The following is a 1,006-nucleotide window of genomic DNA, read 5'->3' on the forward strand; positions in this document are numbered from 1 at the left end:
GCCCAGGCCGTCGCGGCGGCCGTCAGCGGCTGCGGACCCGGGCCGGCATACATCAGTCCGGAGTTGACCTCCGGGGGTAACACCCCGAAATCCAGCCGGGACGCCATCAGCTCATCCCCTGGGGCGCTCGGCTCAGCAGGGGGTGCCTATCGTGGCCGGCATAGGCTGGCCGACGACGCTCGAGACGGCGTGTGTGCTCGCTCACTAAATCCCCTCTTTCTATACGGTTGCGTTGCCAGTCGGCTCGGGAGGCAACACGGTGAGGCGAAAGCCGTAACGCGGGGTAGCAGCGGAATGCGGGGCAGAGGGGCTGCCGCCGCGGCCCGCGCCCGACATCGGCATGCCCGGCAACCCCATCGGCCCGATGCCGAAAACAGGCGTCGACATCGGGGAACCCGACTCCGCGGCGGCCAGGCGAATCGCTGCGGCGGGCGCGGCTGTGGTCCAGCCGCGTGGCGTCGACAGCGCCCCGACCAAGGAGGCTTTGCCGACACCGGCGGCGACCTCGGTGCTGAGGGCATGTTGGCCGACCAACGTGCCCAGCCCGCCCACAGTCGGGGTGACGCCGCCGGTTTGCGACGCCGTCAATCCTACCGCCAGTCCCGGGGCTATGGCCCGCCCGAAGAGCGTGCCGAGGGACGTCAAATCTCCAATGTTGTTCAAGAACAACCCTGGGTAAAAGACATAGCCGGCGAAGATTTCGTTGGAAATGAAGCTGGAGTTGAACGCATTCGTGAGCGGAGTCGCCACTTTGCCCGACATCAGATTGAGCAATCCGGCCAGTCCGGTGGTGCTGTTTCCCGACCCGGGGCCCAGGATGTTCAAGCCCAACGAATTGACCAGTGCGCTCAGCGATGACCAGTTGGATCCGGCGGCGAGTGCGTTCAAGGCGCTGGGCGCGGTGGAAAGCGCGGCCGCGGTGGCGTGGGTGCTCGCCGCGGCTTGCTGGGTCAGCCCGGTGTCGGTGGTGACCTTCGGGGGGGTGGTCAGCGGGTTGAGGGTTGTT

At 67.3% G+C, this 1,006-nt stretch carries 3 protein-coding genes; 1 reads left to right on the forward strand and 2 read right to left on the reverse strand.

The annotated features are described in order from the left end of the window. Together ACOJVU_RS20680 and ACOJVU_RS20685 are read right to left on the reverse strand one after the other, a co-directional pair. On the reverse strand, positions 1 to 95 hold a 95-nt coding region (locus ACOJVU_RS20680), incomplete at its 3' end, for a PPE domain-containing protein (protein WP_421530580.1). 124 nt (positions 96 to 219) lie between these two features. After that, on the reverse strand, positions 220 to 774 hold the full coding sequence (locus tag ACOJVU_RS20685) for a PE/PPE C-terminal domain-containing protein (protein WP_421531499.1): 555 nt from the start codon (positions 772 to 774) through the stop codon (positions 220 to 222). On the opposite strand from ACOJVU_RS20685, the gene ACOJVU_RS20690 reads away from it, so the two are divergent. Next, positions 752 to 1,006: hypothetical protein (locus ACOJVU_RS20690; RefSeq protein WP_421531500.1), on the forward strand; the 255-nt coding region annotated here is incomplete at its 3' end. The genes ACOJVU_RS20685 and ACOJVU_RS20690 overlap by 23 nt on opposite strands.

It is taken from the genome of Mycobacterium sp. THU-M104, assembly GCF_049197365.1.
Lineage (GTDB): Bacteria > Actinomycetota > Actinomycetes > Mycobacteriales > Mycobacteriaceae > Mycobacterium.